The 26,901-nt window shown below is 70.4% G+C and carries 24 protein-coding genes and 1 tRNA gene; 12 read left to right on the top strand and 13 right to left on the bottom strand.

Features of this window, described 5'->3' with window-relative positions; genetic code table 11:
- Positions 1-30: 30 nt before the first annotated feature.
- Entirely contained in the window at positions 31-534 is a 504-nt protein-coding gene (locus GE300_RS04640) for a DUF4168 domain-containing protein (RefSeq protein WP_154445356.1), read from the bottom strand.
- Positions 535-920: 386 nt separating this feature from the next.
- Between GE300_RS04640 and GE300_RS04635 the strand changes: the two genes are divergently transcribed.
- A complete protein-coding gene (locus GE300_RS04635) occupies positions 921-1,574 on the top strand; it encodes a hypothetical protein (protein ID WP_154445354.1) in 654 nt (217 codons plus the stop codon).
- A 250-nt stretch (positions 1,575-1,824) separates the two neighbouring features.
- Here the strand turns inward: GE300_RS04635 and GE300_RS04630 are convergent, their stop codons facing one another.
- The 5 genes from GE300_RS04630 to GE300_RS04610 form a co-directional block, all read right to left on the bottom strand.
- Complete coding sequence (locus tag GE300_RS04630; protein WP_154445353.1) at positions 1,825-2,517, bottom strand: anti-sigma factor; 693 nt, start codon at positions 2,515-2,517, stop codon at positions 1,825-1,827.
- On the bottom strand, positions 2,514-3,056 hold the full coding sequence (locus tag GE300_RS04625; protein ID WP_154445351.1) for a sigma-70 family RNA polymerase sigma factor: 543 nt from the start codon (positions 3,054-3,056) through the stop codon (positions 2,514-2,516). The genes GE300_RS04630 and GE300_RS04625 overlap by 4 nt, the downstream gene beginning before the upstream one ends.
- A 109-nt stretch (positions 3,057-3,165) precedes the next feature.
- Positions 3,166-3,906 carry an NAD(P)H-dependent oxidoreductase gene (locus GE300_RS04620; RefSeq protein WP_325063121.1) on the bottom strand — a complete coding sequence of 247 codons (741 nt, stop codon included), beginning with the start codon at positions 3,904-3,906 and terminating at the stop codon, positions 3,166-3,168.
- A 32-nt stretch (positions 3,907-3,938) separates the two neighbouring features.
- Positions 3,939-5,000 carry an ABC transporter ATP-binding protein gene (locus GE300_RS04615; RefSeq protein ID WP_154445349.1) on the bottom strand — a complete coding sequence of 354 codons (1,062 nt, stop codon included), beginning with the start codon at positions 4,998-5,000 and terminating at the stop codon, positions 3,939-3,941.
- A 14-nt stretch (positions 5,001-5,014) separates the two neighbouring features.
- A complete protein-coding gene (locus GE300_RS04610) occupies positions 5,015-5,821 on the bottom strand; it encodes an IclR family transcriptional regulator (protein ID WP_154445347.1) in 807 nt (268 codons plus the stop codon).
- A 181-nt stretch (positions 5,822-6,002) separates the two neighbouring features.
- Between GE300_RS04610 and GE300_RS04605 the strand changes: the two genes are divergently transcribed.
- From GE300_RS04605 to GE300_RS04555, 11 genes are all read left to right on the top strand, one after another.
- Positions 6,003-7,265 (top strand): ABC transporter substrate-binding protein, encoded by a 1,263-nt coding sequence (locus GE300_RS04605; RefSeq protein ID WP_154445345.1) that lies wholly within the window; start codon positions 6,003-6,005, stop codon positions 7,263-7,265.
- 121 nt (positions 7,266-7,386) lie between these two features.
- Complete coding sequence (locus tag GE300_RS04600) at positions 7,387-8,322, top strand: carbohydrate ABC transporter permease (protein ID WP_154445343.1); 936 nt, start codon at positions 7,387-7,389, stop codon at positions 8,320-8,322.
- A complete protein-coding gene (locus tag GE300_RS04595) occupies positions 8,322-8,555 on the top strand; it encodes a hypothetical protein (protein ID WP_154445341.1) in 234 nt (77 codons plus the stop codon). The genes GE300_RS04600 and GE300_RS04595 overlap by 1 nt, the downstream gene beginning before the upstream one ends.
- Positions 8,555-9,403, top strand: coding sequence for a carbohydrate ABC transporter permease (locus GE300_RS04590; protein WP_154445339.1), 849 nt, complete (start codon positions 8,555-8,557; stop codon positions 9,401-9,403). Before GE300_RS04595 ends, GE300_RS04590 begins: the two co-directional genes overlap by 1 nt.
- Positions 9,400-11,481 (top strand): alpha-galactosidase, encoded by a 2,082-nt coding sequence (locus tag GE300_RS04585; protein WP_154445337.1) that lies wholly within the window; start codon positions 9,400-9,402, stop codon positions 11,479-11,481. Before GE300_RS04590 ends, GE300_RS04585 begins: the two co-directional genes overlap by 4 nt.
- Before the next feature lie 44 nt (positions 11,482-11,525).
- A complete protein-coding gene (locus GE300_RS04580) occupies positions 11,526-12,410 on the top strand; it encodes a 2-dehydro-3-deoxygalactonokinase (protein ID WP_154445335.1) in 885 nt (294 codons plus the stop codon).
- A 12-nt stretch (positions 12,411-12,422) separates the two neighbouring features.
- Positions 12,423-13,031, top strand: a complete 609-nt coding sequence (locus GE300_RS04575) for a 2-dehydro-3-deoxy-6-phosphogalactonate aldolase (protein WP_154445333.1) — start codon at positions 12,423-12,425, stop codon at positions 13,029-13,031.
- 4 nt (positions 13,032-13,035) lie between these two features.
- Positions 13,036-14,937 (top strand): beta-galactosidase, encoded by a 1,902-nt coding sequence (locus GE300_RS04570; RefSeq protein ID WP_154445331.1) that lies wholly within the window; start codon positions 13,036-13,038, stop codon positions 14,935-14,937.
- A gap of 93 nt (positions 14,938-15,030) precedes the next feature.
- Positions 15,031-16,689, top strand: a complete 1,659-nt coding sequence (locus GE300_RS04565; protein ID WP_154445329.1) for an ABC transporter permease — start codon at positions 15,031-15,033, stop codon at positions 16,687-16,689.
- Positions 16,690-16,700: 11 nt separating this feature from the next.
- Positions 16,701-17,564, top strand: coding sequence for an urea carboxylase-associated family protein (locus tag GE300_RS04560; RefSeq protein WP_154445327.1), 864 nt, complete (start codon positions 16,701-16,703; stop codon positions 17,562-17,564).
- 91 nt (positions 17,565-17,655) lie between these two features.
- On the top strand, positions 17,656-18,129 hold the full coding sequence (locus GE300_RS04555) for a GNAT family N-acetyltransferase (protein ID WP_154445578.1): 474 nt from the start codon (positions 17,656-17,658) through the stop codon (positions 18,127-18,129).
- 81 nt (positions 18,130-18,210) lie between these two features.
- On the opposite strand, the gene GE300_RS04550 is transcribed toward GE300_RS04555, so the two are convergent.
- From GE300_RS04550 to GE300_RS04520, 7 genes are all read right to left on the bottom strand, one after another.
- Complete coding sequence (locus GE300_RS04550) at positions 18,211-19,233, bottom strand: extracellular solute-binding protein (RefSeq protein WP_325063120.1); 1,023 nt, start codon at positions 19,231-19,233, stop codon at positions 18,211-18,213.
- Between the two features lie 168 nt (positions 19,234-19,401).
- Positions 19,402-19,477: transfer RNA gene (locus tag GE300_RS04545), tRNA-Thr, on the bottom strand.
- 81 nt (positions 19,478-19,558) lie between these two features.
- Positions 19,559-20,596, bottom strand: a complete 1,038-nt coding sequence (locus GE300_RS04540) for an AI-2E family transporter (protein WP_154445323.1) — start codon at positions 20,594-20,596, stop codon at positions 19,559-19,561.
- 94 nt (positions 20,597-20,690) lie between these two features.
- Positions 20,691-22,061 carry an aminotransferase gene (locus GE300_RS04535; protein ID WP_154445321.1) on the bottom strand — a complete coding sequence of 457 codons (1,371 nt, stop codon included), beginning with the start codon at positions 22,059-22,061 and terminating at the stop codon, positions 20,691-20,693.
- A gap of 362 nt (positions 22,062-22,423) precedes the next feature.
- Positions 22,424-22,756: a nuclear transport factor 2 family protein gene (locus GE300_RS04530; protein WP_154445319.1), complete on the bottom strand. Its 333-nt coding sequence runs from the start codon at positions 22,754-22,756 to the stop codon at positions 22,424-22,426.
- Positions 22,757-22,865: 109 nt separating this feature from the next.
- Positions 22,866-24,794: an ABC transporter ATP-binding protein gene (locus GE300_RS04525; protein ID WP_154445317.1), complete on the bottom strand. Its 1,929-nt coding sequence runs from the start codon at positions 24,792-24,794 to the stop codon at positions 22,866-22,868.
- Complete coding sequence (locus GE300_RS04520; protein ID WP_154445315.1) at positions 24,791-26,662, bottom strand: ABC transporter ATP-binding protein; 1,872 nt, start codon at positions 26,660-26,662, stop codon at positions 24,791-24,793. Before GE300_RS04520 ends, GE300_RS04525 begins: the two co-directional genes overlap by 4 nt.
- Positions 26,663-26,901: the final 239 nt, after the last annotated feature.

Raw genomic sequence — 26,901 nt, 5'->3', positions numbered from 1 at the left:
GGCCGGCGCGCCGGCCCCCCGGGCGCGGCGTCACTGCGCCGGCGCCTCCGAGATGATCGCGGCGATGCGCTGGCCCAGCGCCTCGTCCTGCTGCGCGCGGACGCCGATCTGCTGGTATTCCTCGACGGTCAGGTTCGGGGTTCCCTCGATCGCCGCGACCATCGCGGTCTCGGCCTCGGCGATCAGCGCGCTGCGCTCGGCCTCGTCCTCGACCGCCTCAAGCTGCGCCGAGTAGTCGAAGCCGATGTCGCGCACGTCCGAGACGGCGGACACGAAGGCTTCCAGCTTCTCGTCGGAGAACGCCGCGCTGGCGTCGGGTTGCGCCGCACCGGGCAGCGGCGCGGCCGGCTTGGCCGAGGTCTCCGGCGCCGGCGGCGGCGCCATCGGGTCGGCCGCGGTTCCGGGCAGGGTCTGGGTGCCGGTCTCGGCGCCGGTCTCGGCACCGGTCTGGGCGGCGGCCGGCAGCGCGGCGCCGAGGGTCAGCGCGGCAGCGGTCGCGGCGGCGAAGCGGGTGATGGTCTTCTTGCAGGTCATGGACAATCCCTTTGTCCCGAGGTGGATTTCGGGCGGCGCACCGCCCGTCGGCCTCCCCTACCTGTGCCTCGCCGGCGCCGGCTTCAAATCGTCGGCGGGCCGCCGCCGACGGCGCGGCGCACAGCCCCTCGGCGCCGAGCCTTGTGACGGTTCTCACGATTCTGTTAATTCCATCGTGCGATACCTCGTCAGTTATGAACAAATGAATGTAAAAGCGACTTTTTCTCGCCACATTCTCAACGTCTTGAATTCACTCTTTTTTCTACGATTTTCCTGGCGGGATAGCGTTTTCTCCGGGATTAACTTCTTGGTAGGGTTGAGGTATTATTACATGCGAGTGCAGGGTTTGGGCCAAGTCGGCCCGCGTGAATAAAAGGTTAATGGTAATGGTCGGTGGTAAGCATGTTGCGTCGGTTCGCGAGTCGCTCGGCACGTTCGGTGCGGACGAAAAGGGTGCTTCCTCGACCGAATGGCTGGTCGCCGTCGCGGCGGTGGTGATGATGGCGGTGCCGGTGATGGCGCTGATCGGCGACAGCTCCAGGAAAAGCAGCAACGACATCGTGGTTTCGATCCAGGACGCCGACAGCTTCGGCGGCTCGGGCTATGATGGCAGCGAAGCGACGCTGAACGCGCGCGTCTCGCCGGATGCCGAAGATTTCGTTCCCGGGTCCGACTTGGGCGTCGGCTTCCCGCTCGAGGGCGAGGAAGAGGACACCGCCGCGACCGAGACCGCGCGCCCGATGGTCAACCCGACCGGGCTGCCCCGGTTCTACGCCGGCGCCTCGGGCACGGTGTCGCGCTCGGGCGGCGGCGGCATCGGCGGCGGGCCGATCCTTGCGCCGCGCTCCGGCTCGGCCGCGGGGGTGAACCTGACCGGCGGCGGCGACACCCGCCCGGTGCAGGCCGCCCTGCCCGAACGCGCGCGCCACGAGTTCGCGTTCCTGCGCGACAAGTGCGCGGACCCGACGGTGATCGCCTCGATCGAGGCGCGCCAGGACTATCTGCGCGATCAGACCGACGTGGTGGCCTCGGGGCGCTGAGCCCGGCCCGCGCCGCGACCAATCCCGACTACGGCGAATCCCGACTACGGCAAATCCCGACAACGGCAAATCCAGACAGCGGCAAATCCAGACAACGGCAAATCCAGACAGCGACCGACGGGCCCCCTTCGCGGGGCCCGTTCCGTCTGCAACGCGTCGCGACCCGGCGCACGCAACCTCCGGCCGCCAGGGGCCAGCGCGGGCAGCGGGGCGCCCTGCCCGCGCCGCCGCGGGCACCGCGACACCGGACCTACAGCCCGATCACCCGCCCGGTCGCCACCACCGGCCCCTGCGGGCCGCGCCCGCGCGAGCCGCCCGGCGGCTCGAGCGTCACCGCGACGTCGGCGCCATCGACAAGCGCGCCCAGCGCCCCCGGATCGGGCGGCGTGGTGCCGTCGACCACGCCCAGCGACAGCGGCGCGCCGGCGGCGTCGAACACCCACAGTTCCAGATCGCCGTCGTCGGGCGCGCCGCCGCCGGTCTGCACCACCTCGACCCCGCCCGCACCGGGCCGGTAGAGCGCGACGAAGCCGTAGGCGGTGTCGGCGCTGTCCAGGCTCAGCACCAGCGTCAGCTCCTGCGGCCGGCGCAGGTCGGTGGCCAGCACCAGCACCAGCGCGGCGACCGCCGCCAGCGTGCCGAGCCGCCACAGCGCCAGGCTGTTCAGCAGCCGCGACAGCGGCCCGGAGCGCGGCGCGGCGTCGGCGAACAGCCGGCGGTCCAGCGCCCGCTTCACCGACGCCGGCGGCGCGACCTCGGCGAAGTGCCGGTCCAGGCCGGCCAGATGCCCCTCCCACGCCGCGATCCGCGCGGCGAAGCCGGCCTCGCGCGCCGCGCGCGCCGCCACCGCCGCGCGCTCCTCGGCGCCGAGCACGCCCAGGACGTACTCCGCCGCCAGGGCGTCGTCGTCCTCGGGACCGGGATATGACGTCGGTTCGCTCATTCTTCCAGACACTGTCTCAGCTTCAGAAGGCTGCGGCGCAGCCAGGTCCGTACCGTGTTCAGCGGCACATCCAGTCGATCCGCGATCTGCCGGTACGAGTGCCCCTCAAGATAGGCCGCCCGCACCGCCCAGGCGCGGTAGGTATCGAGCCGGCCGAGGCAGTTCTCGATCCGGCCGCGCTCGGAGGCGGCGACGGTCGCGGCCTCGGGCGACGGCGCCGGGTCGGCGATCTCGGCGGCGACGTCGATCGGCGCCGCCGGCCCGCGCCGCGCCCGCAGCCGGTCGATGGCATGGTTGCGCGCGATCGCGATCAGCCAGGACATCGGGCTTGCCCCCGAAACCGTGTACCGGTCCGCGCGCTGCCACACCTTCACGAACACCTCCTGCAGCGCGTCCTCCGCCTCGGCCCGGTCATTCAAGAGACGGAGCACGACGCCGAAAAGTTTCGCCGAGGTGTGGGCATAAAGCGAATCGAAGGCCGGCCGGTCGGCAAGCGCGACGCGGGCGATCAGGCGCGAGATGTCGTCGGGTGTGGGCAAGCGGCGGCCGTGCTGTTGAGTTCGGTCCCGCCTTGGTAACGCAGCGCGGCGCGTTCGGAAACAGGCAAGGTCTTGCCGTGCGCAGGAAAATCCGCGGCGTCGGGACGGCTCAGCGGTGGCGGATGAACGGGGTCACGCTTTCGGCCCCCCGGCGCAGCCGGCCGTCGGCGTCGAACTCGGCGTCGGCGTTGAAGCGCAGCGCCGGCCGCGCCTCGAAGCCGGCGATCACCGCCTGCTGGTCGCGCAGCACCCGTTCCAGCCGGGCCTCCAGCGCCGCGCGCGCCGCGCCGCGGTGAAAACCGTGCACGCCGTGCACCAGCACCGGCCGCTTCACCGCGAAGCCGCAGTAGCGCAGCGTCTGCGCCAGCGGCCAGAGCAGCAGCCGGCTGTCGCCTTCGCGCCCGTCGGGGCCGGATTCGGCGGCGCTGGCGCCGGTGGTGACGCAGAACAGCGCGGTCTTGCCGCGGTACGGGCCGGTGTCGAAGCGGCGGCGACTGGCGTGGGCGACGCCGTGCACCAGCACCCGTTCGCACCAGCCCTTCAGCATCGCCGGCGGCGCGAACCACCACAGCGGGAAGTGGAAGATCACCCGGTCGGCGGCGGCGATCCGGGCCAGCTCGGCGGCGACGTCGCCGGGCAGCCGCCCCTCGGCGGCGGCGCGGTCCTGCTCGGCCATGACGTCGAACCGCCCCGCCCGGCCGGGGTAGTGCGCCGCGCGCTCGGCCGGATCGAACCCGGCGGCGTAGAGATCCGAGACCGTCACCCCCTGCCCCAGCGCGCGGCAGGCGGCCGCCGTCGCCCCGGCCCAGGCCGCGGTAAACGCGCGCGGCTCCGGATGGGCCAGGACGATCAGCGTCCGCGGCGGCCGGTGCGACGCACCGCTCAGCGCAGCCGCGCCTCGGTTTCGGCGTCGAACACCATGACCCGGGCCGGATCGAGGCCGAGCCCGACGCGGCCGCCGGTGGCGGTCGGCTGGTCCTCGTGCGCCTCGACGATCAGCCGCTCGCCGGTGGCGGCGTCGAGATAGACGTAGGACACGCCGCCCAGCGCCTCGGTGATGTCCACCGCGTGGCTGTCGCCGGCGGGATCGACCGTCAGGTGTTGCGGGCGCACGCCGACAACGACCCTGGCGCCGTCGCCGGGCAACGCCACGCCGGTCGGCAGCAGCGCGTCGCCCAGCCCGGGCACGCGCAGCTGGCCGGCCTCGACGGTGGCGTTCAGGAAGTTCATCGACGGGCTGCCGATGAAGCCGGCGACGAAGCGGTTGTCCGGGTCGCTGTAAAGCTGCAGCGGCGCGCCCACCTGCTCGATCCGGCCGGCGCGCAGCACCACGATCTTGTCGGCCAGGGTCATCGCCTCGACCTGGTCGTGGGTGACGTAGATCATCGTCGCGCCGATCTCCTTGTGCAGGCGCGCGATCTCGACCCGCATCTCGACGCGCAGCTCGGCGTCGAGGTTGGACAGCGGCTCGTCGAACAGGAACACCTCGGGGCCGCGGACGATGGCGCGGCCGATGGCGACGCGCTGGCGCTGGCCGCCGGACAGCGCCTTGGGCTTGCGCCCGAGGTAGTCGTCCAGCTTCAGGATCCGGCTGGCCTCGCCGACCTTCTGCCTGATCTCGGCCTTCGGGTGGCCGTTCATCTTCAGCCCGAAGCCCATGTTCTCCTCGACCGTCATGTGCGGGTACAGCGCGTAGGTCTGGAACACCATCGCCACGCCGCGCTCGGCCGGGTCCTCGTGGGTGACGTCGCGGGCGCCGATGCTGACGCGCCCGTCGGTGGTCTCCTCCAGCCCGGCGACCATGCGCAGCAGCGTGGACTTGCCGCAGCCCGAGGGGCCGACGAAGACGCAGAACTCGCCGTCCGCGATGTCCAGGTCGATGCCGTGGATCACCTGGGTGTCGCCATAGCGCTTGATGACCTTGTTCAGGGTCACTCCGGTCATGCTTTCGTTCTCCGTCAGGTCCCGGTCCGGCCGGGCAGGGGTTTCGGGGTCTGGTCCGGAAAGTGCCAGCTTTCGGCATCGGCGGCGATCCGGACGGCGGTCGCCTTCAGCCGCGGCGCCAGCGGCGCCAGGTCGTCGAGATCGCGGCGCCGGGTGGTCGAGGTCACCGACAGCCCGCCCAGCAGCCCGCCCTTGGGGGTCAGGATCGGCGCGGCGATGCAGATGATCCCCGGCTCGTGCTCCTCGCGGTCGAAGGCGTGGCCCTCGGCGCGGATCTGCTCCAGCTCGCGGCGCAGCGCCCGCTCCGAGGTGATGGTGGCGGCGGTGAAGGCGTGGAAGGACTGCTGCGACAGCACCCAGTCCAGCAGGTCCAGCGGCAGGAAGGCCAGCATCGCCTTGCCGATGCCGGTGCAGTAGGCCGGGCCGACCTTGCCGGTCTGGCTGATCATCTCGACCGGCACCGCCGAGCTGCGCTTGTCGACGTACAGCACCTGCGCGTGGTCCAGCTGCGCCAGGTGCACGGTCTCGCCGATCTCGGCGGCCAGCGCGTCGAGGTGCTGGCGCGCGATCGGCGCCAGCGTCGAATGGGTCCAGGCGTTGTGCGCCAGCCGCACCAGGCGGATGCCCGGCGCATAGGCGGCGCGGTCGGCGTCGTAGGTCAGCATCCGCTGGTGCACCAGCGTCTGCAGCAGCCGGTACAGCGTCGCCTTGGGATAGGGGCTGCCGGCCAGCAGCTCGGAGAACCGCACCGGGCGGCCGAAGCCGGCCACCCTGTCCAGAACCTCCAGCGCCTTTCCGACCGTGCCGTCGCCCGTCGCCATTTCCACCCTCCTGCCCGCGCGCCCCGTCTTTCGGGACGTCTTTCGGCCCGTCGTTCGGCCCGTCGTTCGGCCCGATTTTGATCTGTGCGGCTGTTGACAAACATAGGTGATTCGCGGTTAAGATTTCAATATCTAAAACCAAGTTCCGAATAATGGAACAACCAAGGGAGAGAGAACACCGATGCGATACACCCTGACCTCGACCCTCGCCGGGGCGGCCGCCCTTGCGCTGGCAGCCGGCGCGGCCTTCGGACAGGACAGCCTGAGCGGCGATCTGAAGATCTTCCTCGACACCTCCAACCCGGCGCCGCGCGCGACGATGGAGCAGATGATCGCGCAGTTTCAGGAACAGCACCCGGACCTGAACATCGAGACCACGATCATCGACCGCGAGGCCTACAAGACGCAGATCCGCAACTTCCTGACCGCGAACGCGCCCGACGTCGCCACCTGGTACGCCGCCAACCGGATGAAGCCCTATGTCGAGGCGGGTCTGTTCGAGGACGTGTCGGACCTGTGGGCCGAGCCCGAGATCGCCGACAACCTGGCCTCGACCAAGGGCGCGATGACCATCGACGGCAAGCAGTGGGGCGTGCCCTATACCTACTACCAGTGGGGCGTGTACTACCGCGAGGACATCTACGACGAACTGGGCCTGGAAGAGCCGAAGACCTGGGACGCGTTCAAGGCGAACTGCCAGGCGATCCTGGACTCGGGGCGCAAGTGCTTCACCATCGGCACCAAGTTCCTGTGGACCGCCGGCGGCTGGTTCGACTACCTGAACCTGCGCACCCACGGCTACGACTTCCACATGGCGCTGGCCAACGGCGAGATCGCGTGGACCGACGAGCGCGTGAAGCAGACCTTCGCCAACTGGCGCGAGCTGATCGACATGGGCGCGTACATCGACAACCACACCGCCTATTCCTGGCAGGAGGCGCTGCCCTTCATGGTCAACGGCGAGGCCGCGGCCTATCTGATGGGCAACTTCGCCGTCGCGCCGCTGCGCGAGGCCGGGCTGACCGACGAGCAGCTCGACTTCTACCAGTTCCCGGCGATCAATCCGGACGTGGAACTGGCCGAGGACGCGCCGACCGATACCTTCCACATCCCGGCGAACGCCTCGAACAAGGACGCCGCGCGCGCCTTCCTGCGCTTCGTGGTCTCGCCCGACGTGCAGACCCGGATCAACAACGGCGAGAACCTGGGCCAGCTGCCGGTCAACGCGCAGTCCTCGGTCGACGACGACGAGTTCCTGAACCAGGGCTTCGAGATGCTGTCCTCGAACAGCCCCGGCGGCGTCGCGCAGTTCTTCGACCGCGACTTCCCGGCCGAGATGGCCAAGGTCGCGATGGAGGGCTTCCAGGAGTTCATGGTCAAGCCGGACAACCTGGACCGGATCCTCGACCGGCTCGAGCGCACCCGCGCCCGGATCTACAAGTGACCTGACAGGTGACCTGACCCGGTCCGGGGGCGGCGCGCCCGCCCCCGGCACGTCCCGCCGCTGGCGGCGCATGGTCCCCGGCCCTGCGCCCCGCCGCCGTCCAAGCCGGAGCCCACAGCCCATGACCCAGCCCGTGCTTCCCACCACCCACGTCGCCCCGCCCGCGGTGGCGCGCAGCTGGTGGCGCCGCAACCAGATCCGGCTCGCGCCGTGGATCTTCCTGGCGCCGGGGATGATCTTCTTCCTGTTCTACGTGATCTTCCCGATCTTCCAGTCGTTCCAGATCTCGTTCTACCAGTGGGACGGGCTGGGCGAGAAGACGTTCGTCGGGCTCTACAACTACGAAGAGCTTTACTACGACGACGCGTTCTACACCTCGCTGCGCAACAACGTGATCTGGCTGGTGCTGTACATGCTGGCGATCCCGGCGGGGCTGTTCATCGCGCTGTTCCTGAACCAGACGGTGGTCGGCATCCGGCTTTACAAGTCGCTGTTCTTCTTTCCGTTCGTGATCAGCCAAGTGGTCGTGGGGCTGGTGTTCAGCTGGTTCTACGACCCGACCTTCGGGCTGCTGAACACGATCCTGGGCACCTTCGGCGCCGGCCCGATCAACGTGCTGGGCGACGAGCGCTACGTGACCTACGGCATCATCGCCGCCGGGCTGTGGCCGCAGACCGCGTACTGCATGATCCTGTACCTGACCGGGCTGAACGCGGTCGACCCCGAGCAGATCGAGGCCGGCCGGCTGGACGGCGCCAAGGGCGCGCGGATGCTGTGGTACGTGGTGCTGCCGCAGCTCAAGCCCGCGACCTTCATCGCCTTCGTGGTGACGATCATCGGCGCGCTGCGCTCGTTCGACCTGATCTCGATCATGACCAACGGCGGCCCGTTCGGCGAAAGCCGGGTGCTGGCCTTCTACATGTTCGAGGTGGCGCTCAGCGAATACGGCTTCCGCTACGGCTATGGCGCGGCCATCGCGGTGGTGCTGTTCCTGATCATGATGGTCTACATCACCTTCTTCCTGACCAAGATGTACCGCGACGAGAGGGGCCGGTGATGGCCGGGCACCGGTTCCGCACGACCGTCCCCGCGATCCGCGGCGGCTTTCCGGTCTCCGGGCGCCAAGGCGGCGGCGAGGTCCGGACGCCCGGCGGCAAGATGTCCGCCGGCATCGGCGCGGTCGCACCGAAGGACGAGCCTCGCCACCGGCCGACGCATTCTCATGACACGATCCGGGCCTTGCTGCCCTTGACGGCGCAGGCCGGCCGGCCCCAGCGGGAGGACAACTGATGTTCCCGACACCCATCGCGAAGACCTCGCGGCCCTGGCAGCTGACCTACCAGACGCTGCTGCCCTTCGCGCTGATCCTGTGGCTGCTGCCGCTGATCGCGGTGGCCGTGTTCTCGATCAAGCCCGACGGCGATTTCGCCAGCGCGAACTACTGGGGCTGGCCGTCGTCGTTCAACTTCATCGAGAACTACGGGCTGGTGTTCGCCGGCTCGGACATGCCGCGCTATCTGCTGAACTCGGTGCTGATCACCGTGCCGACGGTGCTGGGCGCGGTGGCGCTGTCGTCGATGACCGGGTTCGCGCTGGGGATCTACGGCTTCCGCGGCAACATCTGGATCTTCTTCATGTTCGTGGCGGGCAACTTCGTGCCGTTCCAGATCCTGATGGTGCCGGTGCGCGAGCTGACGCTGGACATGGGCCTCTACGACACCAAGACCGGGCTGGTGCTGTTCCACATCGCCTTCCAGACCGGGTTCTGCACGCTGTTCATGCGCAACTTCATCCGCGCCCTGCCGAAAGAGCTGATCGAGGCCGCCCGGGTCGAGGGCGTCAGCGAGTTCCGGATCTTCTGGTACGTCGTGCTGCCGCTGATGAAACCGGCGCTGGCGGCGCTGGCGGTGCTGATCTTCACCTTCATCTGGAACGACTATTTCTGGGCGATCGTGCTGACCCAGGGCGCCGACAGCCAGCCGGTCACCGCCGGCATCACCAGCTTCAACGCGCAGTACCGCGCCGCCTACCACCTGATGAGCGCCGGCAGCATCGTCGCCGCGCTGCCGCCGGTGGCGATGTTCTTCCTGATGCAGCGCCACTTCATCGCCGGGCTGACCCTCGGGGCGGTGAAATGATCCGATGCTGGCGGCTTGACACGCCGGCGCAGACCATGGTGCTGGCCAGTTTCGACGGCCGCCTGCCCGAGGTCGTCTACTGGTCCGCGCCCCTGCCCGGCGACGAGAACCTCGACACGCTCGCCGCCGCCGGACGCATCGCGCCTGCCGGCGGGATGCTGGACGAGGTCGCCGAGGTGTCGCTGACCCCCGAGCGCGGCCGCCAGTTCCAGGGGCAGCCGGGGCTGGTCGCCTTCGACGCCGCGGGCGTGCCGGTGCGCACCGCATTCCGCTTCGCCTCGGAGCAGGACGGCGAGGCGCTGGTGCTTGGCTTCCGCGATGATGGCACCGGCCTCGACTGGAAACTGACCGCGACGCCTTATGCCGAAAGCGGCGTCATCGCGCTGACGCTGAAGATCGCGGGCGACGGTGTGCGCCCGGTGTCACTGGCGGCGCCGGTGCTGCCCGGCCCGCAGGCCTCGGACGAGATCGTCACCTTCACCGGCCGCTGGACCGGCGAGTTCCAGATGAACCGCGTCCCCTGGGCCCAAGGCGCGCACAGCACCGCCGCCCCCGGCGGGCGCACCAGCCACGAGCGTTTCCCCGGCATCCTGATCCCCGCCCGCGGCACGACCGAAACCGGCGGCGAGGCCTGGGGCCTGACGCTGGCGCATTCCGGCGGCCACACGCTGGCCGCCGAGGAACTGCCCGACGGCCGCCGCCAGATCCGCTTCGGCGTCGATCTGAGCGATGCGGACGCGGCCGACTTCCCGGAGCTGACGCTGATCGCCGCCCGCTCGGGCGACGGGCTGAACGGTGTCTCGCAGGGCTTCCACGAGCATGTCCGCCAACACGTCGTGCGCTTCCCGGACCCGGCCAGGCCGCGCCCGGTGCACTACAACTGCTGGGAGGCGGTCTATTTCGACCACAAGCTCGACCAGCTGAAGGCGCTGGCGAGCCGGGCCGCCGGTCTGGGCGTCGAGCGTTTCGTGCTGGACGACGGCTGGTTCGGCGTGCGCGACGACGACACCTCCGGCCTGGGCGACTGGACCATCGACCGGCGCAAGTGGCCGGACGGGCTGACGCCGCTGATCGACCATGTGAAGGCCGAGGGCATGGAGTTCGGCCTCTGGGTCGAGCCCGAGATGATCAACGAGGACAGCGATCTTTACCGCGCGCACCCGCACTGGGTGCTGGGCCCGGCGGACCAGGTCCGCGGCCGCAACCAGCTGGTGCTGGACTTCCGCAAGCCCGGCCCGGCGGAATACATCCGCGACGCGATCGGCAGGATCCTGTCCGACTATGACATCGCCTATCTGAAATGGGACCATAACCGGCAGCTGCCGGTGTCGGACCCGGCGCAGGCGGCGGCGGTCGCGCGCCTGTTCGCGGCCATCCGCGCGGATCACCCGAACGTCGAGATCGAAAGCTGCTCCTCGGGCGGCGGGCGGGTGGATTTCGAGATCCTGTCGCTGACCCACCGGTTCTGGGCCTCGGACAGCAATGACGCGCTGGAGCGGGTCAGGATCCAGCGCGGCGCGTCCTGCTTCTTCCCGCCCGAGATCACCGGCTCTCATGTCGGGCCGCGGGTCTGCCACACCTCGGGCCGCGTCTTGCCGATGGAATTCCGCGCCGCCGTTGCCGGCACCCGCGCGATGGGCGTCGAGATGGATCTGGCCGAACTGTCGGACGCGGAAACCGAGGCGCTGACCGCCGCCATCGCCCGCTTCAAGGCGCGGCGCGGGCTGCTGCACACCGGCCGCCTGCACCGGCTGGAAAGCGCGGACCCGGACGTGATCGCCGAGATGCACGTCGCCCGCGACGGCAGCGAGTTCGCGCTTTTCGCCGCGCAGATGGACGCCAGCCGGCAGATCCTTGCCCGGCCGCTGCGGCTGTCGGGGCTGGACCCGGCGGCGCGCTACCGCGTGCAGCTGGAAAACCCCGGCGAGGTCACCGCCACCCTGAACCGGTCGGATCTGTCGCCGCTGGCCAAGGGCGAGGCGGTGGACCTGTCGGGCACGGCGCTGATGCAGGCCGGGCTGCAGCTGCCGAACGCGTTTCCGAACACGATGTGGACCGTCAACGGGGTCAGGCTATAGGTTCACACCGTCGCGCAACCTGACGAACATGAAGGATATTTTCCATGACCGCCGACTGGATCGCCGTCGATTGGGGCACCTCGAACCTGCGTGCCTGGGCGATGCAGGGCGACCGGCCGGTGGCCGCCGGCGGCTCGGACAAGGGCATGGGCGCGCTGGCGCCCGAACAGTTCGAGGCCGCGCTGCTCGAGTCGGTCTCGGACTGGCTGGGCGACGGCCCCACCCCGGTCGTCGCCTGCGGCATGGTCGGCGCACGGCAGGGCTGGACCGAAGCGCCCTACCGCCGGGTGCCGTGCACGCCGGTCGACGGCGCGATGGTCAGCGCCCCGGCCGCCGACCCGCGCCTTGACGTGCGCATCATCGCCGGACTGGCCCAGGACCGCCCCGCCGACGTGATGCGCGGCGAGGAGACCCAGATCGCCGGCTTCCTGCACCGCAGCCCCGGCTTCGACGGCGTGCTGTGCCTGCCCGGCACCCACACCAAGTGGGTGCAGATCAGCGCCGGCGAGGTGGTCAGCTTCCGCACCTTCATGACCGGCGAGATGTTCTCGCTGCTGGCGAAACAATCGGTGCTGCGCCACACCACCGCCGCCGACGGCTGGGATGACGAGGCCTTCGCCGAGGCGGTGGACGAGGCCATCGCCCGGCCCGAGATGATGGCCGCACGGCTGTTCGGGCTGCGCGCGGGAACGCTGCTGCACGAGCTGCCGCCCGAGCGCGCCCGCGCGCGGCTGTCCGGGCTGCTGATCGGCGCGGAGCTGGCCGCCACGCGGCCCTACTGGCTGGGCCAGCAGGTGGCGCTGATCGGCGCGCCGGGGCTTGCGCGCGCCTATGCCGAGGCGCTGCGCCCGCAGGGCGTCGCGGCGGCGCAGCCCGACACCACCGACATCACGCTGGCGGGGCTGATCGCGGCCCGCGCCCTGATCTGAAGGAGAATTTCCATGAGCCGTCCCCTGATCGCCATCCTGCGCGGCATCACCCCGGCCGAGGCCGAGCCGGTCGCCGCCGCGCTGATCGCCGCCGGCATCGACCGGATCGAGGTGCCGCTGAACTCTCCGCAGCCGTTCGACAGCATCCGCATCATGGCCCGGGCGTTCGAAGGCCGCGCGCTGATCGGCGCCGGCACGGTGCTGACGCTGGACGACGTCGCCCAGGTCTCGCTGGCGGGCGGCAAGCTGGTGGTCTCGCCCAACGCCGATGCGCAGGTGATCGCCGCGACGCGGGCGCTGGGGATGCAAAGCTTTCCCGGCGTGCTGACCCCGACCGAATGCTTCGCGGCGCTGCACGCCGGCGCGAACGGGCTGAAGATCTTTCCCGCCTCGCTGCTGGGCACCGGGGGGCTGAAGGCGATCCGCGCGGTGATGCCCGAAGGCACCCGGATCTACATGGTCGGCGGCGTCGGCCCGGACAGCTTCGCCGACTGGATCGCCGCCAGCGCCGACGGCTTCGGTCTGGGCAGCGCGCTCTACAAGCCCGGAAAGACCGCCGGGCAGGTCGGCGCGACGGCGCGCGAGATGGTCGCCGCCTACGATGCGGCCGTGAAAGGCTGAGGCGATGAACCGACAGCTCGGCGTCTGCTATTACCCCGAACACTGGCCCGAGGAAATCTGGGCCGAGGATGCCCGCCGCATGGCCGACACCGGCATCGCCTGGGCCCGCATCGGCGAATTCGCCTGGTCCCGGATGGAGCCGGAACCGGGCCGGCTCGACTGGGGCTGGCTGGACCGCGCGATCGACACGCTGCACGCCGCCGGCGTCGGCGTGGTGCTGGGCACGCCGACCGCGACGCCGCCGCGCTGGATGCTGGACCGGCACCCGGACATGCTGGCGGTGGACGCGCAGGGCCGCCCGCGCGGCTTCGGCTCGCGCCGGCACTACTGTTTCAGCCACGCAGGCTATGTGCAGGAATGCCGCCGGATCGTGACCCTGATGGCCGAGCGCTACGGCCGGCACCCCGGACTGGTCGCCTGGCAGACCGACAACGAATACGGCTGCCACGACACGACCCTCAGCTATTCCGCCGCCGCGCGGGCGGCGTTCCGCGACTGGCTGGCGCAGCGCTATCAGTCGATCGACAAACTGAACCGCGACTGGGGCAACGTGTTCTGGTCGATGGACTACGCCAGTTTCGAGCAGATCGGGCTGCCCAACCTGACCGTGACCGAGCCGAACCCGGCGCATGTCATGGCCTTCCGCCGGTTCTCGTCGGACCAGGTGGTGCGCTTCAACCGCGCCCAGACCGAGGTCCTGCGCCGGCACTCGGACGCGCCGCTGGTGCACAACTACATGGGCCGGATCACCGAGTTCGACCATTGGGCCGTCGGCGCGGACCTGGATATCGCCAGCTGGGACAGCTACCCGCTCGGTTTCCTGTCGGACCGGCTGGAGGCGACGCCCGAACACAAGGCCGCCTACCTGCGGCAGGGCGATCCGGACATGCAGGCGTTCCACCACGATCTTTACCGCGGCGTCGGCCGCGGCCGCTGGTGGGTGATGGAACAGCAGCCCGGTCCGGTGAACTGGGCGCCCTGGAACCCCGCGCCGCTGCCCGGCATGGCGCGGCTGTGGGCGTGGGAGGCGTTCGCCCACGGCGCCGAGGCGGTCAGCTACTTCCGCTGGCGGCAGGCGCCGATGGCGCAGGAACAGATGCACGCCGGCCTGCTGCGCCCCGACAGCGCCCCGGCCCCGGCGCTGGCCGAAGCGGCACAGGTGGCGCGGGAAATCGCGGACATGCCCGAGGTCGATCCGGCCCGCGCCCCGGTGGCGCTGGTGTTCGACTACGCCTCCGCCTGGGCCTGGGAGATCCAGCCGCAGGGCGCGGATTTCGACTATTTCCGCCTGGCGCTGGCGGTCTACCGCGGGCTGCGCAAGGCCGGGCTGTCGGTCGATATCATCGCGCCCGGCACCGCCGACCTGTCGCCGTGGAAACTGGTGTTCGCGCCGGGGCTGATGACGCTGCCCGGCGCGCTGCGCCAGGCCATCGCCGCCGGGCAGACGACGGTGGTCGCCGGGCCGCGCACCAATTCCAAGACCGAAGAGTTCGCGATCCCGGTGCCGCTGCCGCCGGCGCTGCCGGGGCTCGACGTGGTCGTGGACCGGGTCGAGAGCCTGCCGCCGGGCGCGCAGGTGCCGCTGGCGCAGGGCGGCGCCTTCGCGCACTGGTTCGAGCATCTGGACGGGTCCGCCGCGGTCGTGCAGGCGACCGCCGACGGGCGCCCGGCGATGGTTGCGTCGGGCAAGCTGTTCTACCTCGCCGGCTGGCCGGACGCGGCCGCGCTGGGGCAGATGGTGCGCGCGCTGTGCGAGGGGGCGGGCATCGCCACCGAGGACCTGCCCGAGGGGCTGCGCCTGCGCGACACCGCCGGCCACCGCTTCGCGTTCAACTACGCCGCCCACCCCGTGACCTGGCAGGGGCGCGAGATCGCCCCGGCCGGGGTGGCGTGGTGGCCGCGCTGAGCGCCCTGCGGCACAGCGCCCGGGTTTCCCACCCGCCCCCGGTTCCGCTATAGGCTCGGGGGCGCGGCTGCGCCGTGCGCGCGCGGAGGGACGATGAACGATCGCCTGCTGACCATCCTCGCCTGGCTTGCCGCCGGGCTGTGCCTGCTGCCGGTGGTGGCGGTGGCGCTGGCCGCCGCGACCGGCACGCTGGACGCCTGGCGCTCGCTGGCCGAAACGGTGCTGCCGCGGTTCACCCTGACCACGCTGGCGCTGGTCGCCATGGTCAGCGCCGGCACCGGCGTGATCGGCACCGGCACCGCCTGGCTGGTCACGACCTGCCGCTTTCCCGGCGCGCGGCTGCTCGAGGTGCTGCTGGCGCTGCCGCTGGCGTTCCCGGCCTATGTGCTGGCCTATGCCTACACCAACCTGCTGGACCATCCCGGCGCGGTGCAGACCTGGCTGCGCGCGGTCACCGGCTGGGGCCCGCGCGACTACTGGTTCCCCGAGATCCGCTCGCTTGGCGGGGCGGCGCTGATGCTGGTGCTGGTGCTGTATCCTTACGTCTACCTGCTGGCCCGCGCCGCCTTCCTGCAGCAAAGCTTCGGCGGCTACCTGGCCGCGCGCGTGCTGGGCCACGGGCCGTGGCGCGCGTTCTTCCGCGTCAGCCTGCCGATGGCGCGCCCGGCGATCGCCGGCGGCGTGCTGCTGACGGTGATGGAGACGATCGCCGATTTCGGCACCGTCGCCCATTTCGGCGTGCAGACCTTCGCCACCGGCATCTACCAGGCCTGGTTCGCCTTCGGCGACCGCACCGCCGCGGCGCAGCTGGCGCTGTGCCTGCTGGGCGCGGCGCTGGTCCTGGCGACGATCGAGCGGGTGCAGCGCGGCGCCGCCAAGCGCTATCCGCCGCGCGCCGGCGCGGTGATGACGCCGCAGGTGCTGCGCGGCGGCGCCGCCTGGGGCGCGACGCTGGCCTGCGCGCTGCCGGTGATCTTCGGCTTCGCGCTGCCGCTGCTGATCCTGGCCGAGATGGCGGTCGGCGCCGAGCAGTCGCTGCTCTCGGCGCGCTATCTCGGCTTCATCCGCAACTCGCTGCTGGTCGCCTCGGTCGCGGCGGTGGTGACGATGGCGGCGGCGGTGCTGATCGGCACCCGCGCCCGGCTGCGCCGCACCCGGCTGAACCGGGCGATGACGCTGATCGCGGGGCTGGGCTATGCCGTGCCCGGCGGGGTGATCGCGGTCGGGCTGATGGTGCCCTTCGCCGGGCTCGACAACGCGCTGGACGCGTGGATGCGCGCGAGCTTCGGCGTCTCGACCGGGCTGCTGTTCACCGGCTCGATCTGGGTGATGGTGCTGGCGTTCATGGTCCGCTTCATGGCCGCGGCGCTGTCGGCCTTCGACACCGGCATCACCACGGTGAACCCGAACATCGACGCGGTGGCGCGCACGCTGGGCATGACCCCCGGCGGGCTGGTGCGCCGGGTGCACCTGCCGCTGATCCGCACCTCGATGGTCACCGGGCTGCTGATCGTGTTCGTCGACGTGATGAAGGAACTGCCGGCGACGCTGATCCTGCGCCCGTTCAACTTCGACACGCTGGCGGTGCAGGCCTACCGCCTCGCCGCCGACGAGCGCCTGCAGGAGGCCGCCCTGCCCTCGCTGGTGATCGTCGCCTTCGGCCTGGTGCCGGTGGTGATCCTGTGCCGCACGCTGGCGCGGCACGCCGTCGGCCGCCGCTCGGCGGCGATGGCGGCCAGCACCTCGGTCTGACCGGAGCGCCGATGAAACCGACACGCCCGCAACACCCCGCCCCCGAGGATGCCGCCGCCCGCCGCGCGGTAGCGCAGGTGACCTGCTACCCGGTCGAGACGCTGCCGGCGCCGGACCTCGACGCACTGCGCGCGCTGCGCGCCGCGGCCGCGCCCGCCGGCCGCCACACCGTGCCCCCGCGCGAGGCGCTTTGCGTCGCGGTGCCCCGCGGCAGCTTCTTCCGCATCGTCTCGGTCGAAGGGCCGCAGGTCGGCGATCTGAACCTGTGGAACGCGCACGATCTGTCCGAGCGGTTCTACTCCGGCAAGACCCGCGCGCTGCACGGCACGCACCTGTCGACCGGCGACCGGATGTGGTCGACCTTCCCGGCGCTGCGGCCGATGGCGACGATCACCGACGACACGCTGGACTGGTACGGCTTCGACGCCGACGGCGGCTCGGTGCACGACGTGATCGGCACCCGCTGCGATCCCTACACCAACCGGCTGCTGAGCGGCGGCGACTACCACCACTGCTGCCACTCCAACCTGACCCGCGCGCTGGCGCGGCACACCGGCCGGCCGGCAGCCGAGGTCGAGCCGCTGGTGCACGACGTGCTGAACGTGTTCATGTGCACCGGCTTCACCGCCGACACCCACCAGTACTTCATGAAGGCCAGCCCGGTGCGCCCGGGCGATCACCTGGAGTTCTTCGCCGAGATCGACCTGCTGGTCGGCCTGTCCGCCTGCCCCGGCGGCGATTGCGGCGCCGAACATTCGTCGGACACCGCCGCCTGCTATCCGCTGGGGATCGAGGTCTTCACCCCGCCGGCCGAGCGACTGGCCGGGTATTCCTTTCCGGCCCCCAACGCCTACGATCGCAGCCACGGGATCTAGCGCCGCTCGCGGGATGGTGACGGTGGCGCGCTTGACCAAGGCGCGGCCCGACGCCCAAATGCGGCGTCTGTTTCGCCGTTGGATGTCCCCGATGCCCGCCCCGCCGATCACCTTCTCGCGCCTGTCGCGTATAGCGCCGGACCTGATCCTGACACATATGACCGATCCCCGCGTCGCCGAGCACATGCCGCTGCTGACCGGCACCTGGGATCTGGACACAGTGGCGCAGTTCGTCGCGGCAAAGGAAACGTGTTGGGCGCGGGACGGTCTGGGCCATTGGGCCTTCCTCGACGGAGAGGACTATGTCGGCTGGGGCGGCTTCCAGAAAGAGGGTGACGAATGGGATTTCGGCCTGGTGCTCCGGCCCGACCGCTTCGGACTGGGCTTGCGGATCACGGCGCAGGCGCTGGCATTCGCCCGATCTGACGACCGCATCCCCTTCGTCACGTTCCTGCTGCCGCCCACGCGTACGCGGCTGCGGGCGCTGGATCGGATCGGTGCGCGCCCGATTGGCGCGACAGACCACGCGGGGGCCCGGTTCCTGAAGTACCGGCTGGACACCTGACGAAAACGGGCGCCCCCGAAGAGGCGCCCGCAAGCTTCGGCCGAAGAGGTCCCTCAACCCCGGCCGAATGTCAGGCCGGGATCACTCCCAACCGACCTGGTTGAAGATCTGCTGCGCCCTGGGCTGGTTCTCGCCCAGCGCCGACAGGTTCAGATCGTCCTGCCGGAACAGGCCCATCTTCGCCGGCACCTCGGCCAGGGCGATGCCCGGCACCACCGCGTACTCGTTGTTCTGGTTGGCGAAGAAGGCCTGCGCCTCGTCGGTCGCCAGGTACTCCAGAAACTTCACCGCGTTGTCCTTGTTCGGCGCATGGGCGGCGACGCCGGCGGCGGCCACGTTGACATGCGCGCCGGTGGTGGACTGGTTCGGGAACACCCAGCCGATGCGCGCGATGTCCTCCGAGACGCCGTCGACGCCGCCTTCGAGGGCGCGCAGGAAGTAGTAGGTGTTGGCGACGGCGATGTCGCACTCGCCCGAGACGATGCCGCGCAGCTGGTCGGTGTCGCCGCCCTGCGGATCGCGGGCGAAGTTCTCGACCACGCCGGCGGCCCACTCGGTGGCGGCCTCCTCGCCCTCGTTCGCGATGATCGCGGCCAGCAGCGACTGGTTGTAGATGTTCGAGGACGAGCGGATGCACACCTGCCCCTCGAACCGGTCGTCGGCCAGTTCGGCATAGGTCAGCGGCGGCTCGGTGACGTCCTCGCGGTCGTAGAAGATGATCCGCGCGCGCTGCGAGATTCCGAACCAGCGGTTCTCGGGGTGCCGCAGATACGCGGGGATGCGCGCCTCCAGCACCTCGGACTCGACCGGCTGCAGCAGCCCGGCCTCGTCGGCGCGCCAGATCCGGCCCACGTCCACGGTCAGGAACACGTCGGCGGGCGAGTTCTGCCCCTCGGCGGTCAGCCGGGCGATCAGTTCGTCCGCGTCCGCCTCGATCCGGTTGACGGTGATGCCGGTCTGTTCCTCGAACGCGGCGTAGAGCTGGTCGTCGGCGTCGTAATGGCGCGAGGAATAGACGTTCAGCTCGCCCTGGGCGGCGGCGCCGGTCGCGGTCAGGATGGTCGAGGCCGCCAGCAGGGCGGCAAGTCCGGTACGGGTCAAGATAAACTCCTCGGGTCCGGTGGTTGCGTTCGTCCCGATGGATGCGACATCCGACGAAAACCGTCAAGATTAAATCCCGACTTTTTTGCAAGGTTTTTGCGACTGACCGCCGAGAGTGGCTTCAAGCCTCTGGATTGAAACGGAAAATCAGGATCTGACAGGTAAAGGACCTGGTGCCGGCGGAGGGATTCGAACCCCCGGCCTTCGCTTTACAAGAGCGCTGCTCTACCAGCTGAGCTACGCCGGCTCCGGGTGTTGCGTACCACCGGCCCGCGCAAAGGGGAAGCCCGGAGCGGCCCGAATCCGTCGCGGCGCGCCCCGCCGCGGTTCAGACCCGGCCGCTGGCCGACAGCATGATCGCCACCGGGCGGGTGACGCGGATCTCGGCCATGACGATCACCAGGCTGGCGGTCAGCGGCACCGCCAGCACCGCGCCGGGCAGGCCCCACAGCGCGCTCCAGGCGGCCAGCGCCAGCAGCACCGCGAACGGGCTGAGGTTGAACGCCCGGCCCATCATCCGCGGCTCCAGCCAGCCGCCGACGAACACCTGCGCCGCGGTCAGCGCCACCGTCACCAGCGCCGCCATCGCCAGCGAGCCGAACTGCGCCAGGCTGAGCAGCACCGGGAACACCACCCCGACCAGCGAGCCGATGTAGGGGATGTAGTTCAGGAACGCGATCAGCACCGCCCAGAACAGCGCGAACTCGATCCCCAGCAGCAGCATGATCGCGTAGGACAGCGCGCCGAGGATCGCGTTCACCACCGTCTTGACCACCAGGTAGCGGCCGATCCGGTCGTTGATCCGGCGCAGCACGTCCAGCGCCCGCGCGCCGTCGTCGGCGCTGCCCATCGCCAGCGTCAGCTTGGCCGCCAGCTGGCCGCGCTCGGCCATGAAGAAGGTGGCGTAGAGCACCAGCAGGAACAGCGTCGTGCCAAGCCCGCGCAGCGACAGCAGCAGCGGCGCGATCAGCGGCCGGATGTCGAACCGGTCGATGGTGGCGCGGCGCAGGTTTTCCCAGGTGGGCTCGTTCTCCAGCCCCAGCAGCCCGGCGGTGCGGGTCACCAGCCCCTCGAGGTTGCTCTCGTAGCGCTGCAGCGCGCCGGCGACCTGGGCGAAGTTGTTGACCACCAGCGCGAACATCAGCGCCACGAAGATGGCGAAGCCGATCAGCGCCAGCGTGCGCCGCGCCCAGGCCGGCAGACGGCCCAGCAGCGGCAGCCGGCCCATGCTGTCGGCGGCGGCGGACAGCACGTACACCGACATCAGCGCCGCGATCACCGGCAGCAGCACCGGCTTGCCGATCCACAGCAGCCAGCCGACCATGATCGCCAGCGCGGTCGCATAGAAGACCTGGCCGATCCTCATCCCGCGTCCGATTGTCGCCCGGCGCGCGCCGCGCCGCAAGCTGGCCGCGGCCACGGCCGGACGCGCCCGGCCGTGGCGGTCGGCGCGGCGCGGCTCAGCCCAGCACCGCCTTCAGCGCCTCGGCGGTGACGCCGGCGACGGTCTCGGCCTCTTCGCGGCTCAGGCTCAGCGGCGGCGCGAAGCCGATGATGTCGCCCTGCGGCATGGCGCGGGCGATCACGCCGCGCTCGCGCATGGCGGCGACCACCTTGCCGGCGGTGGCGCCGGCCGGATCGAAGAACCGCCGCGCGTCGCGGTCGGCGACCAGCTCGACCGCGGCCAGCATGCCCTCGCCCCGCACGTCGCCGACCTGCGGATGGCCGCCGGCCGCCTCGGCCAGCGCCGCGCGCAGGTGCGCGCCGACCGTGCCGGCGTTCTCGACCAGCCCCAGCTCGTCGATCAGCTTCAGGTTGGCGACGCCGGCGGCGGCGCCGATCGGGTGCGCCGAGTAGGTCCAGCCGTGGCCGATCGGCCCCATCGTGTCGGTGCCCTGCTCCAGCACCGCGAACACCTTGTCCGAGACGATCGAGCCCGACAGCGGCGCATAGGCCGAGGTCAGCCCCTTGGCGATGGTGATGATGTCCGGCTTCAGCCCGTAATGCTCCGAGCCGAACATCGTGCCCAGCCGGCCGAAGCCGGTGACCACCTCGTCGGCGATCAGCCAGATGTCGTGCTTCTCAAGCACCGGCTGGATCGCCTCCCAGTAGCCCTTGGGCGGCGGCACGATGCCGCCGGTGCCCAGCACCGGCTCGGCGATGAACGCGGCGATGGTGTCGGCGCCCTCGCGTTCGATCAGCGCCTCCAGGTCGGCGGCGCACTGCGCCGAGAACTGCGCCTCGCTCTGCTCGGGCTTCTCGCGGCGGAAATAGTACGGCGCGGTGGTGTGCAGCACCTGGCTCAGCGGCAGGTCGAACGCGCGGTGGAACGGGTCCAGCCCGGTCAGCGAGCCGCTCACCAGCCCCGAGCCGTGATAGCCCCGCCAGCGGCTGATGATCCGCTTCTTCTTCGGCCGGCCGAGGATGTTGTTGCAGTACCAGAGCAGCTTGACGTTGGTCTCGTTCGCGTCCGACCCGCCCAGCCCGAAGTAGACCTTGCTCATGTGCTCGGGCGCGCGCTCCAGCACCATGTGCGCCAAAGTGACGGACGCCTCGGTGCCGTGGCCGACATAGGAATGGTAATAGGCCAGCTCATGCGCCTGCTTGGCGATGGCCTCGGCGATCTGCGTGCGGCCATAACCGACGTTGACGCAATACAGCCCGGCGAAGGCGTCCAGCAGGCGCTTGCCGTCGCGGTCCTCGATGAACGAGCCGCTGCCCCCGGTGATGATCGCGTTCGGACTTTCGCCGCGCGCGTGCTGGCCCCAATGGGTCGAGGGATGCAGGAAGCTCTCGCGGTCCCAGGCGTCGAGCTGGTCGTTGCGCAACATGTCGGCTCTCCACTGTCGTTTCGAGTGTGATAGCCGGTTGGACGGGCGGGTGAAACCTTTGTGAAACGGTGCGCGCGCAAGTGCCGTCCGGCGTCCTGCCAACCGGCCACGCCCCGGTGTCCATGCAGGGCCGCAAGGCGCCACGACGCGCGCCTTCGGTGGCATTGGACCCGTCAGGGGGCGAAGACGTGCCAACGCCATCGCGCCGGGTCGTACCTTCGGCGCCGGCGCAGCGGTTGCCCTGTCCGTCAGCGCCGGCCCGTGCGACGGCGCCTCGGGGGCGCCACCGCGTCAGGATGCCGGGGCGACACCCGGTCGGTCACCCGTGACGAAGGCAGCGACGGGCAGAGCTTGGCGCCGGCTCATTTTGCCAGCGGCGTCGCTCCGGTCTCGACCCGGCTGATCTTGCCGTCGGTCAGCGTGCAGGCCATCAGCACGGCCTCGCGCGTTCCATCCGGATAGTCGTTGACGGAATGCACGACCAGAATGTCGTCGTTCTCGTAGATGCAGCGCCGCTCGCCCATCTTCATGTCGCCAGATCCGACCATCTTGCGGATCATCGTGCTGAAACTCGCCTTGTCCATGATCTCGCCCGACTGATGCCGCACGAACACGGCATCGTCCCCGTAGAGGGCGAGGTAGGCATCCGCGTCCTCATCCCGGACCGCCGCGTTCATCTTGTCGAATATTGCCACCTTGCGCTCCTCCAGGTGTGTTTACCCACCCGCGGAGCATCCGCCCATTAACCAATCCACGCAACGATTCGAGCCTGCCACCGATAAAGCCCCTGTCGCTTTCGCCGCCTCAGCTGGCCGAGCGCGCCGTCGCCTCGGCCTTCACCGCCGCGTCGGGGATGTCGTCGAAGCTGGCGTAGTTCAGCCGGTAGAGCCGCGAGTACAGCCCGCCGCCGTCCATCAGCGCGTCGTGCCTGCCGCTTTCGACCAGCCGCCCGTTCTGCAGCACGATGATCCGGTCGGCGCCGCGGATCGTCGCCAGCCGGTGCGCGATCACCAGCCCGGTGCGCCCCTTCAGCAGCGTCACCAGCGCCTTCTGGATCTGCGCCTCGGTGTAGCTGTCGATGTTCGCCGTGGCCTCGTCCAGCACCAGGATCCTGGCGTCGGCGACCAGCGCGCGGGCAAAGCTGATCAGCTGCCGCTGGCCCAGCGACAGGTTGCCGCCGCGCTCGCCCAGCTCGGTCCGGTAGCCCTCGGGCAGCGCCTCGATGAAGTCGTGCGCGCCGACCGCCCTGGCGGCCTCGATCACCTGGTCCTCGGTGGCGTCGGTCTTGCGGTAGCGGATGTTCTCCAGCACCGAGCCGGTGAACAGGAACGGCTCCTGCAGCACCATCGCGATCTGCGCGCCCAGGCTGTCCTGGGTCACGTCGCGCACGTCGTGCCCGCCGACCAGCACCTGGCCGCGCTGCACGTCGTAGAACCGGTGCACCAGCGCCATCGCGCTGGACTTGCCGGACCCGGTGGGGCCGACCAGCGCCACCGTCTCGCCGGGGGCGACGCGGAAGCTGACGTCCTGCAGCACCGGGTGCCTGGGGTCGTAGCCGAAGGTCACGTCGCGGAACTCGACCGAGCCGTCCATCTGCGGTCCCAGCGCCACCGCGCCGGGCTTGTCGGTCACGTCCAGCTCGACGTCCAGCACCTCGGTCAGGCGCTGCCCCGAGGCCATCGCCCGCTGCATCACCGAATACTGCATGGTCAGCGAGCGGATCGGGTCGAAGAAGCGCTGGATGTAGAAGATGAACGCGACCATCACCCCGACCTCGAGCGTCCGGTTCAGCACCATCGCGCCGCCGACCACGACCACCACCGCCATGGCGATGCCGGTCAGCGTGTCGACGATCGGCACCATGACCTGCGCATAGCGGCTGGCGCGCAGGTGCGCCGCCAGGTTCTTGCGCGCCAGCTCGTTGAACAGCGCGAAGTTCACCCCCTGCCGGTCCATGCCCTGCACCGCGCGCACGCCATGGATCGCCTCGGCCAGCGCGCCGTTGGCGACCGAGTTGGTCTCGTGCGCGGCCATGAACGCCTTGCGCGCCCGCGGCAGCCAGACGATGCGCACCAGGAACAGCACCGGGATCACCGCCAGCACCAGCGCGGCCAGCTGCGCGTCCAGCCACAGCATGACGCCGACGATGCCGAACAGCAGCACCACGTCGCCCACCGACAGCACGCAGGTCTCGAGGAATTCCTGCATCGAGTTGACGTCGCCCTGCAGCCGCGACATCAGCCGGCCGACCTCGGTCTTGTCCATGAACGACAGCGAGATCCGCTGCAGGTGCTGGAACATCGCCCGGCGGATGTCGAACAGCACGTTCTCGGCGACCTGGCCGACGGTGTTCTCCTGCAGGTAGCTGGCGGCGTAGTTGATCAGCACGGCGACGGCGAAGGCGGCGGCGTACCAGCCCAGCGCGCCGTTCGCCGCGTCAGCCCCCGCGCCCGGCCCCGCGGCGGCGCCGGCGATGCCGTCGTCGATGGCGTAGCGGATGATCAGCGGGACCGTCAGCTGCATGGCGGTGAAGGTCAGCACCGCCGCCACCGCCAGCGCCACCCGGCGCCGGTAGGGATGCACGAAGGTCCAGATCCGGCCGACCACCTTGCCGTCGAAGACGCGGCCGAACATCGCCTCCTCGATGCGGTGCGAGCCGACCACCGCGCGCACCGGCCGGCGGCCGTCGTCGCGCACATCGTTGACGTTGACTTCCAGCTCGCCCGTGGTCATTGCCCGTTCCCCCCGAGATCGTCCAGCACGTCGCCCTCGGGGCGGACCTGCAACTCGTGCAGCGCGGCATAGCGCCCGCCCAGCGCCAGCAGCTCCTCGTGGGTGCCGCGCTCGACGATGCGGCCGCCCTCGAGGAACAGGATCTGGTCGGCGTGCATCACCGAGCTCAGCCGGTGCGCGATCACGATCGTCGCCCGGTCCTTCGCGTAGTCCTTCATCGCGCCGCGGATCCGCTGCTCGGTGGCGGCGTCGATGGCGGCGGTGGAGTCGTCGAAGACCATCACCGCCGGCTCCTGCATCACCGTGCGCGCGATCGACAGGCGCTGGCGCTGGCCGCCGGACAGCGAAACGCCGCGCTCGCCGACCACGGTGCCGTAGCCGCCGGGCAGCCCGAGGATGTAGTCGTGCAGCTGCGCCGAGGCCGCCGCGCCCTGGATCCGCTTGTCCTCGGCCCAGGGGTCGGCATAGGCGATGTTGTTCTCGATCGTGGTGGTGAACAGGAAGCTGTCCTGCTGCACCAGCGCCACCGCCTGGCGCAGATCGTGCAACGGCACCTTGCGGATGTCCTGCCCGTCGAGGCTCACCCGCCCCTCGGTGGCGTCGTAGAACCGCGGGATCAGGTGCACCAGCGTCGACTTGCCGCTGCCCGGCGCGCCGACGATGCCCAGGGTCTGGCCGCGCTTCACCTCGAAGTCGATGCCCTCCAGCACCGGCTTGCCCGGATTGTCGGGATAGGCGAAGCCGACGCCCTCGAAGCGCAGCGTGCCGTCGGTGATCTCAAGTGGCCGCGCGCCCGGCGCGTCCGCGATGTCGACCGGCAGGTCGAGGAACGCGAACAGCCGCCCGCCGCAGGTCGAGGCGCGCGCGAACGAGTTCACCATCAGCCCCAGCTGCCGCACCGGCATCTGCAGGATGGTCATGAACGCCAGGAACGAGGCCAGCTCGCCGACGGTGATCTGCCCGCTCACCACCTTGCCGCCGCCGATCCACAGCACCAGCCCCATCGCCGCGAAGAACGAGAACGTCATCATGCTGGTGTTGCGCACCCGCAGGCCGACGCGCTCGTGCGCCAGGCCCAGCGCCGTCTTCGAGGCGCGGTCGAACTTGAACATCTCGTAGCGGTGCCCGGCGAAGGCGCGCACCACGCGGATGCCGCCGAGGTTCTCCTCCATCACCCGGGTCAGCACCGACAGCCGGTCCTGCAGCTCCAGCCAGGTCTTGCGCAGCTTCAGCCGCGAGACCGAGGACCGCCAGGCGACGAACGGCACGAAGCTCAGCGCCACCAGGCCCAGCCCGACGTCCATCGACAGCAGCAGCCAGGCGCCGACGCCGATCAGGATCGACAGCAGCACGACGCGGATGAAGCCGGTCGAGAAATACATCCGCACCCCCTCAAGGTCGAGCATGCCGATGGTGATCAGCTCGCCCGAGTGCATCCGGTCGTGAAACGCGAAGCTCTGCCGCTGGATCTTCTCGTAGCAGGCCAGCCGCAGCTCGTAGCCGACATGGTGGCCGACCGACTCGCCGAAGTAGTTCTGCACCATGGTGAACAGCCCGCGCGCCGCGCTGACCGCCAGCAGCGTCAGCGCGGTGGTCATCAGCGCCCGGTCCGCCGCATCGCCCGAGCCGGCGACGATCGCCTGGGTGTGGTCCACCGCGCGGCCCAGCAGCTGCGGGATCGTCAGCTGCAGCGTGGCGGCGACGATCGTGGCGACGATCGCGGCGCCGGCCTGCCAGGGGTGGCGAAAGCACATCCGGGTGATGCGCACCAGCGCCCCCAGCCCCCGCCCCCAGTCGGCGGCCTTCACATGGCGCAGCGCGTCGATCTGCGTCGGTTGCGGGGCGGACATCGTGGCCGTCACGGGCATTCCTCTCATGGTCTGGCCTCGAGCCGGAAGGATCGGGGCGGTCTTGGCGCGGGCGGAAATTGCCCGGCGCCGCCGGCTGCAAAGCGCGCCGGGCGGCAGTGGCGGGGCGCCGGCGGCACCCCCGCATCCCCGGGGATGATCGCCGCACTGGTCCAGGAAAGGCACGCCCCGGGCGGAAAACCGCGGGGGGTTGGTGCGTGACGGGGCCGAAACGAAGCGCCTCGCGGCGGACGGTACAA

Origin of the sequence: Halovulum marinum (genome assembly GCF_009697225.1) — a bacterium.
Taxonomy (GTDB): domain Bacteria; phylum Pseudomonadota; class Alphaproteobacteria; order Rhodobacterales; family Rhodobacteraceae; genus Halovulum; species Halovulum marinum.
Note: the sequence above shows the minus strand (reverse complement) of the source record. Positions and strands in the feature narration are given on the sequence as shown.

Coding starts and splice junctions, on each gene's coding strand:
- GE300_RS04595 (WP_154445341.1), top strand. CDS start 8,322: ATGGCCGGGCACCGGTTCCGCACGACCGTCCCCGCGATCCGCGGCGGC.
- GE300_RS04630 (WP_154445353.1), bottom strand. CDS start 2,517: ATGAGCGAACCGACGTCATATCCCGGTCCCGAGGACGACGACGCCCTG.
- GE300_RS04605 (WP_154445345.1), top strand. CDS start 6,003: ATGCGATACACCCTGACCTCGACCCTCGCCGGGGCGGCCGCCCTTGCG.
- GE300_RS04555 (WP_154445578.1), top strand. CDS start 17,656: ATGCCCGCCCCGCCGATCACCTTCTCGCGCCTGTCGCGTATAGCGCCG.
- GE300_RS04560 (WP_154445327.1), top strand. CDS start 16,701: ATGAAACCGACACGCCCGCAACACCCCGCCCCCGAGGATGCCGCCGCC.
- GE300_RS04575 (WP_154445333.1), top strand. CDS start 12,423: ATGAGCCGTCCCCTGATCGCCATCCTGCGCGGCATCACCCCGGCCGAG.
- GE300_RS04600 (WP_154445343.1), top strand. CDS start 7,387: ATGACCCAGCCCGTGCTTCCCACCACCCACGTCGCCCCGCCCGCGGTG.
- GE300_RS04610 (WP_154445347.1), bottom strand. CDS start 5,821: ATGGCGACGGGCGACGGCACGGTCGGAAAGGCGCTGGAGGTTCTGGAC.
- GE300_RS04635 (WP_154445354.1), top strand. CDS start 921: ATGGTCGGTGGTAAGCATGTTGCGTCGGTTCGCGAGTCGCTCGGCACG.
- GE300_RS04570 (WP_154445331.1), top strand. CDS start 13,036: ATGAACCGACAGCTCGGCGTCTGCTATTACCCCGAACACTGGCCCGAG.
- GE300_RS04535 (WP_154445321.1), bottom strand. CDS start 22,061: ATGTTGCGCAACGACCAGCTCGACGCCTGGGACCGCGAGAGCTTCCTG.
- GE300_RS04540 (WP_154445323.1), bottom strand. CDS start 20,596: ATGAGGATCGGCCAGGTCTTCTATGCGACCGCGCTGGCGATCATGGTC.
- GE300_RS04580 (WP_154445335.1), top strand. CDS start 11,526: ATGACCGCCGACTGGATCGCCGTCGATTGGGGCACCTCGAACCTGCGT.
- GE300_RS04640 (WP_154445356.1), bottom strand. CDS start 534: ATGACCTGCAAGAAGACCATCACCCGCTTCGCCGCCGCGACCGCTGCC.
- GE300_RS04585 (WP_154445337.1), top strand. CDS start 9,400: ATGATCCGATGCTGGCGGCTTGACACGCCGGCGCAGACCATGGTGCTG.
- GE300_RS04525 (WP_154445317.1), bottom strand. CDS start 24,794: ATGACCACGGGCGAGCTGGAAGTCAACGTCAACGATGTGCGCGACGAC.
- GE300_RS04565 (WP_154445329.1), top strand. CDS start 15,031: ATGAACGATCGCCTGCTGACCATCCTCGCCTGGCTTGCCGCCGGGCTG.
- GE300_RS04590 (WP_154445339.1), top strand. CDS start 8,555: ATGTTCCCGACACCCATCGCGAAGACCTCGCGGCCCTGGCAGCTGACC.
- GE300_RS04615 (WP_154445349.1), bottom strand. CDS start 5,000: ATGACCGGAGTGACCCTGAACAAGGTCATCAAGCGCTATGGCGACACC.
- GE300_RS04520 (WP_154445315.1), bottom strand. CDS start 26,662: ATGCCCGTGACGGCCACGATGTCCGCCCCGCAACCGACGCAGATCGAC.